This window comes from Faecalibacillus intestinalis (genome assembly GCF_003024685.1).
GTDB lineage: Bacteria > Bacillota_I > Bacilli_A > Erysipelotrichales > Coprobacillaceae > Faecalibacillus > Faecalibacillus intestinalis.
Map to the genome: position 1 here is coordinate 180,001 of NZ_PYLQ01000004.1, position 6,726 is coordinate 186,726.

At 30.3% G+C, this 6,726-nt stretch carries 6 protein-coding genes and 1 pseudogene; all 7 read right to left on the reverse strand.

Annotated features, from left to right (window positions below; translation table 11 throughout):
* Positions 1-24 precede the first annotated feature (24 nt).
* Entirely contained in the window at positions 25-1,437 is a 1,413-nt protein-coding gene (locus C7U54_RS05050; RefSeq protein ID WP_107029503.1) for a glycoside hydrolase family 1 protein, read from the reverse strand.
* Between the two features lie 64 nt (positions 1,438-1,501).
* The gene (locus C7U54_RS05055; protein ID WP_107029504.1) at positions 1,502-2,050 is read right to left on the reverse strand and encodes a GNAT family N-acetyltransferase; all 549 of its coding nucleotides are present in this window, start codon (positions 2,048-2,050) and stop codon (positions 1,502-1,504) included.
* A gap of 9 nt (positions 2,051-2,059) precedes the next feature.
* Positions 2,060-2,779 (reverse strand): putative ABC transporter permease, encoded by a 720-nt coding sequence (locus C7U54_RS05060; protein WP_107029505.1) that lies wholly within the window; start codon positions 2,777-2,779, stop codon positions 2,060-2,062.
* 91 nt (positions 2,780-2,870) lie between these two features.
* Positions 2,871-3,806, reverse strand: coding sequence for a mannose-6-phosphate isomerase, class I (manA, locus tag C7U54_RS05065; RefSeq protein ID WP_107029506.1), 936 nt, complete (start codon positions 3,804-3,806; stop codon positions 2,871-2,873).
* Positions 3,807-3,808: 2 nt separating this feature from the next.
* Positions 3,809-4,687, reverse strand: coding sequence for a MurR/RpiR family transcriptional regulator (locus C7U54_RS05070; RefSeq protein ID WP_107029507.1), 879 nt, complete (start codon positions 4,685-4,687; stop codon positions 3,809-3,811).
* Between the two features lie 76 nt (positions 4,688-4,763).
* Positions 4,764-6,068: a PTS sugar transporter subunit IIC gene (locus C7U54_RS05075; protein ID WP_107029508.1), complete on the reverse strand. Its 1,305-nt coding sequence runs from the start codon at positions 6,066-6,068 to the stop codon at positions 4,764-4,766.
* Between the two features lie 395 nt (positions 6,069-6,463).
* Positions 6,464-6,726: pseudogene (locus C7U54_RS14905) on the reverse strand (hypothetical protein); the annotation flags it as partial.

Here is a 6,726-nt window from a genome sequence, read left to right on the forward strand (position 1 = left end):
AACAAAAGAAAAATCTTTAAAGATTTAATCACTAAGGTCTTCTCCATTAGAAGCAATAACTTTTTTATACCAATAGAATGAATCTTTTCTATAACGATCTAATGTTTTTAAATCAAATTCATCACGATCAACATAAATAAATCCATAACGTTTAACCATACCTTCATGAGTAGAAATTAAATCAATTGCTGACCATGGACAATACCCCATCATTTCAGCTCCATCAGTAATTGCTAATTGAATTTGTTCAATATGTTTTCTTAAATATTCAATACGATATGGATCATGAACTTTACCATCTTCTGTTAATTTATCATAAGCTCCAAGTCCATTTTCAGTAACAACCATTGGCAAACGATATCTAGAGTACATTTCTCGAATTGTAGCTCTAAATCCAAATGGATCAATTTCCCAACCAAAATCAGTATGTGGTAAATTTGGATTGGCTGCACCTAAATAAACACCTTCTTCCATACGTGTTTTTTGTTGATCATGTCCAAATGTTTCTTCTTGATTTTCATCACACCAAGCCACTGTTGCAGTTGAATAATAATTGAAACCAATAAAATCAGGATGTCCATTCTTTAAGATTTCCATGTCTCCCTCTTCAATATGTGGTGTAGCATTTCTTTTTTCCATAAAAGCCCATGCTAAATGGTTGTATTCACCATAAACTGCCATATCTAAATAAAGCCAGTTTCTAATCGCATTTAAGTTTTGAGCAGCTAATTGATCTTCTGGTTTACAACTTGCTGGATAAGCAAGAGAAATATTTGGTGCTGGTCCAATTTTTCCTCCTTCAACCATTTCATGACATAAAGCCATGGCTTTTGCTTGTGCAACAAGCATATGATGGTTTTGTTGGTATAAAGATTTATATTTTTCTGGCCCTGTAAGGGTAGTTGTTCCAATAATATCTCCAGATAGAATTAATACGTTTTGTTCATTGATTGTAAGCCAATATTTAACACGATCACCAAAGTTTTCAAACATCACTTTTGCGAAATTAACAAACCAATCAATAGATTCTCGTTTTTCCCATCCACCTCTTTCTTCTAAGGCTTGTGGCATATCGAAATGGAACATTGTCACTAATGGAATAATATTATATTTTAAACATTCATTAATAACATTATTGTAGAAATCAATTCCTTCTTGATTTACTTCACCTGTTCCTTGAGGTAAAATTCTTGACCACGAAATAGAAAAACGATAAACTTTAAATCCCATTTCAGCCATTAAAGCAATATCTTCTTTATAACGATGATAAAAGTCAGCGCATACTGCTAAATCAGATGTCCCTTCTGGTACTTTTTTGACATCTTGAACCGAAGGACCCTTTCCGTGTGATAAGTTAGCTCCTTCTACTTGATAAGCAGATGTACTTGCTCCCCAAAGAAAGTCTTTAGGAAATGGTTTTAATTTTTTATGTAACATTCTTTCTTCCTCCTAACATTACTTTAATTATACTCTTAAAGTAAAAAAACATCCATATGGATGTTTAGTCAATCAATTCATCAGCCTTGTAATCTCTAAATTTATGATAAACAGGTCCGGCATAAGCAACCATTAATTCATCATAAACTTTACTTGATAATTTTTCTCCAACATAAAGCATTTCATATTTAACATCTTTTTCTACATATTTAAAGCCCATTTCTTGAAGTCCATTTCTTAAATAAAAGTTTTTACGATGAACACGTTGTTTGTAGTTATCATATTTTTCATCTACTTCTTCAATACATAACATAATGGTATGAGGATATCTTTTTTTCAATATTTGTAAGACACTACTTCCATAGCCATGACCTCTTTGCATATCATCAATAGCAAGATAGAGAATATAAGATAAATTTTGATACGTAATAACATAAGTTAGACCTACCCATTGATGATGATCATAGATTGATAAAAATTCTCCTTTACCTTCATGATGTTTATCTATAAGGGCTTTCCATGGAGCTCTTTCATCTTCTGGAAAAGCACTGTAATAAAGTTCACTTACTTGTTGCATATCAGTTTCACTGATGTTTTTTAATTGTAATTCCATAAATTTCTCCTATTTGTAATATTTATCAAAATAAGCTTTTAATGATTTTTTAATAGATATATGATCTAATTTCATAGAAAAAATAAATCTTTCTTTTTCTTTAAAATCATTTCTTAATTCACCAATATGTTTTCTAAATGCTTCATATTGGACAATAATATCGTTTTCTTTCGCAAATTTTTGAATATTATTTAAAATATTTAATGAATAACATACATCTATAAGGAATACACCATAAAATAATCCCACAAAGAAAGAAAACCAAAGATTTCCTGCTAACCATTCAATAGAATGAATAATATTAGGATGAATTAAAAAATAATAGATGGCACTTAAAAGATACCAAAAGAAAGTAAACTTAGGACAAATGATTCCTTGAATATTAAATTTTTCATCACTATAATCCCAAAGCTTTACATGCATTCCTTTGATAAAAATAAGTCCTGCAAAATATTCAATTAAAGTAACCGATAAAGCCATTAGTAAAAAAAGTACCGTCTTTCTTAAATACACTTCATGAATAAATGAAACATCAATATGTGCCAATAAATAAACGACACACAAACTAAACCCATAAAGTGGTAAATAAGGTCCTACTAAAAAACCAGGATTGATCCATTTCCTTGAAGGATTTGCTTTGGAAAAAAAGCGACGGAAAATAAGTTCTAAAAGCCATCCAGCTAAACTTCCTATAAAAAATATAAACGCTAAAATCAACCATTCTTTCATAAAATCACCTATTTCATTTTATTAAATAATATAGTAATTAGAATACTTGAAACAACCTAAAAAATCAAGTTAAAAAAATAAGGCTTCCGCCTTATAATGTACAAATCATGACTGTCATTGTTCCATCAAAATCAACTTCTTTTTGATCTGAACATACAACAAAATGATCTCCTTTTTTAACTTCTTTTCCTTCTACTGTTCCTTGCCCTTCAATGATTGATACAAGTTGGAATGGTTTATCATTGATGACTTTATTATATCCTGTCATATCATATTTATTTAATGTTAAATAGTTAGATGATACGAGTTCTTTTCTTGTTCCATTTTCTATTGTTTCTTCTACTTGTTTTGCTAGATCATATGGTTTATAAGGTACTGTTGTCACATCGATGGATTGTTTTACATGAAGTTGTCTTTCATTTCCATCTTTATCTTTTCGATGATAATCATAAACACGGTATGTGATATCTGATGATTGTTGTGCTTCATAGATCAATGAACCTTTACAGATAGCATGAATTGTTCCACTTGGAATATAGAAGAAATCTCCTTTTTTGATATCAAACTTATTTAATAAATTGTCGTAATCATCGTTTTCGATAGCTTTTACAAGTTCTTCTTTTGTTTTAGCATGATGTCCCATGACCATCTTTGTATCTTCTTTACAATCTAATACATACCAGCATTCTGTCTTTCCTAATGAATTTTCATGAAGACCAGCATATTCATCATTTGGATGGACTTGTACAGATAAATCATTACAAGCATCGATGATCTTTACAAGCAATGGAAATTGTTTATCTTTGATATTTCCAAAAAGTTCACGATGTTCATCGAAGACTTTTGAAAGTGTTTGTCCTTTGAATTCTCCTTCTTTGATTTTATTATCACCATTTGGATGTGCTGAAGGTGCCCAGCATTCTCCTGTTTGATCACTTGGAATAGCATAACCATACTTTTCTTTAAGTTGGTTTCCTCCCCAAATCATTTCTTTAAATACAGGTTCTACCCATAAAATATGTCCCATTACTATTCTCCTTTTCCTTTTTCATGTGTTGATTCATTTCTTCTTTCATCCCAATCTAAATTCATAGAGACTTTTTTAATAAGTAATTCTTGATAATTCTTTTTAAAGAGTAAGGAATAGATTAAATCTATAATATAATCACTACTTATTTTAGAAGAAAATGATCCAATTTTATTAATAATATTTTCTTTTGAACACATTGTTAAACAAATATCTGCTTTTTTTCTTAAATAACTATCATTTAAAGAAGTGATTGCAATAATAGTTCCCCCATTTATTTTAATACGTTCAACAATAGGTTTAATTTCATTTGTTTGTCCTGAATAGGAAATAATTAACGCTACTGAATTTTTAGTCGTATGCAAAGCTTGTTGAGTCTGCTCTGTAGGAATAATTTTCAAGTTAACAAACTTATTGACATAAGTCATTTTATGTTCAAACATCAATGCTGATAAAAAAGAATCTCCTACCGCAAACAAGTCAATGATGTTTGCTTTATCAATATAATCCACTGCTTTTTCTAATTCGTTCATATCAAGAACTTGATTAGTTCCTTCAATGGTTTGTTTATAGACTCCTCCAACATTATGACAAATTTCATTCATCGAACTATCTTGCATAAATGGCTTATTAAAATTTATCGTAGAAAATGTTTGAGATTGAGTTATTTCGGCAAAATGAACACGAAAGTCATTAAAATTTTTTTCTCCCAATTTCTTACAAAAACGACTAATTGTTGCTGTTGAAGTATAAGTTGCTTCTGCAAGCTCTTTAAGATTCATATGAATCACATCTTCTTTATGTTCAATTAAATAATCTGCTATTTTCTTTTCTAATTCACTAAAACCTTTTTGGTATTCAATCGTTGATAATAGACTCATATTTTCACCTCAAATTCATTGTACCTTTATATACAATGAAAGACAAGAATACATTGTATCCTTGTCAAATTCATTATTAAGCTTCTGCAGCTTGTTTGTTTTGGTATTTTTCGTATGCAATTAAGAATGGTGTGTAGATAACTGTTGAAACAACAATTAAGATTGCTTGAGTTACTGCACCCATTACGTTAGCACCTGTAGCTAAGAATCCGAATACGATTGGTGGAGTTGTCCAAGGTACTGTTAAACATGCAACTGGACAGAATCCGATAACTGTTAACACATAACCAACTAAGATAGTTACTAAACATGCAAATACAAATGGAATACCTAAGATTGGGTTTAATACCATTGGAATACCGAATGTAACTGTTTCATTGATGTTGAATAAACCTGGAACTAATGATAATGAAGCGATTGCTTTATTATCTTCACGTTTACCAAAGATAATGATTGCGATTACTAAACCGATAGTAACACCTGAACCACCAAATTCACCACACATTTGTAAGAAATACATATTGATGATATTTTTTGGAGTTTCACCTTTGTTGAATGCTTCAACGTTTTCAAGTGCTAATGGTGTAAATAATGCTTCTTTTACTGCAGATAACATGTTGTTACCATGAATACCTACTAACCAGAATAACATGATTACTAAATAGATAATCATAACACCTGGAACTGTAGCACCTACAGCCCCTAAAGGACCTTGAACACCATTTTTGATAACATCATTTAAGTATAAACCAGTTAAGTTATAACAAGCAGAACCAATACAAGCAGTGATGATTAAAGTAATAGTAGCTGGTACTAAAACTTCGAATGCACGAGCAACTCCTGGTGGAACTTGTTCTGGCATTTTAATTTTTAATGCATCTTGTTTTTCAAAGAAGCAGAATAATTCAACAGATAACACACCAATAATCATACCAGTGAATAAACCAGTAGCTCCTAATTCGTTACCAGCAACACCAGTGAAAGCTTCTTTAGCTCCGTCTACCATGTGTGAAGTGTTTGTAACTGATAACCATGCAGCTAAACCTACTAAACCTGGAATGTAACCAGCTTTTTCAGCTCCCATGTTCCAAACACCGATTTCTTGGGCGATACCAAGAGTGATACCAACTGTGATACAGCTGATCGTACAGAAGTTAACAGCTTGGAATGCTGGGTTTAAGAAATCTAAAGCCATAATTGGTTTGAAGAATAAACCTAACCCAGTGCTTTCGTTAACCAATACGTTACACCATAAAACCCCAATTGCCCCAGCGATTGTTAAAGGCATGAAGTTTTGGAACGCATTTTTGATTGCAGATAAATATTTGTTTTGACCGCACCATGCACCGGCACGACCTAAGACATCTGCCATTTTGTCCATAATTATTTCCTCCCTTAATTAATTTTGACATGATTATCATAACGTGACATTTTTCTTTGTTAAAGGCTTACAATGGTTTTTGTTTTTTATTTACAACATTCTTTTTTCTTTAAAAAAATCGTGTAATTTATTTACAAAAACATAAAGAAAAAAATCATTTGTTAAAACAAATGATTTTCGTGTCATTTTATAAGTAGTCAAAAAAATACGGAAGGTATTTAATTTATTAAATAAATGACAATCTTTATTTTATATATAGGATAGAAATTGTACACCTTTTTAAAAGATTTAGAGAGTAATTTTCATTAATTCCTTTTCGGTACAATAAACGATGTAATTTATTTACAAAAACTTAACTAAAGATAAATGTTGGTAAGTATCTCTTGAAAAACTAATCAAATAGTGAAAAATTTAGAATCATATTTAAAATTACTGAATTTCAATGCACATAAGCTGTTGCCTATCTCTTTGAATATATGAAGAAATATCTTCTTTTGATAATATTTATTATGTTGATCTTTATATTTATAAAGCCCTATATAATTTCTTAAATATTTATCTGATATTCCTCGATACTTATATAGAAATAAATCTATCGATGAATGTAAATCATTTATCTTTTTAAGGGTATAACCATCTTTCTCTTTTTTACCTGATG

What these genes read in the sequence shown, in the direction of transcription:
- C7U54_RS05055 (WP_107029504.1), bottom strand. Translation starts at nt 2,050, where the DNA reads ATGGAATTACAATTAAAAAACATCAGTGAAACTGATATGCAACAAGTA.
- C7U54_RS05060 (WP_107029505.1), bottom strand. Translation starts at nt 2,779, where the DNA reads ATGAAAGAATGGTTGATTTTAGCGTTTATATTTTTTATAGGAAGTTTA.
- manA (WP_107029506.1), bottom strand. Translation starts at nt 3,806, where the DNA reads ATGGGACATATTTTATGGGTAGAACCTGTATTTAAAGAAATGATTTGG.
- C7U54_RS05050 (WP_107029503.1), bottom strand. Translation starts at nt 1,437, where the DNA reads ATGTTACATAAAAAATTAAAACCATTTCCTAAAGACTTTCTTTGGGGA.
- C7U54_RS05075 (WP_107029508.1), bottom strand. Translation starts at nt 6,068, where the DNA reads ATGGACAAAATGGCAGATGTCTTAGGTCGTGCCGGTGCATGGTGCGGT.
- C7U54_RS05070 (WP_107029507.1), bottom strand. Translation starts at nt 4,687, where the DNA reads ATGAGTCTATTATCAACGATTGAATACCAAAAAGGTTTTAGTGAATTA.